Source organism: Exiguobacterium sp. s161 (genome assembly GCF_018619045.1).
GTDB classification, from domain to species: domain Bacteria; phylum Bacillota; class Bacilli; order Exiguobacteriales; family Exiguobacteriaceae; genus Exiguobacterium_A; species Exiguobacterium_A indicum.
On the sequence record NZ_JACSNH010000023.1, the window covers coordinates 1 to 247 of the forward strand.

The window sequence follows — 247 nt, forward strand, 5'->3', positions numbered from 1 at the left end:
GCGACATGTGGAGCTGAGTGATACTAATCGGTCGAGGCCTTGTTCTAGCAGATGCATTGTTGATGACTTCAGTTTTGAGGGCGCGAGCCTTTCAAAAAAAATGAAAAAAAGTCTTGACGTTATGCGAACATAATGTTAAGATAATAAATGTCTGGTGGCGATAGCCAAGTGGTCACACCCGTTCCCATGCCGAACACGGAAGTTAAGCACTTGAACGCCGAAAGTAGTTGGGGGCTTCCCCCTGTGA

General features: G+C 46.6%; 1 rRNA gene. It reads left to right on the forward strand.

The features are described 5' to 3' along the window. Positions 1-150: 150 nt before the first annotated feature. Positions 151-247: ribosomal RNA gene (gene rrf / locus KNQ14_RS16675) — 5S ribosomal RNA — on the forward strand; the annotation flags it as partial.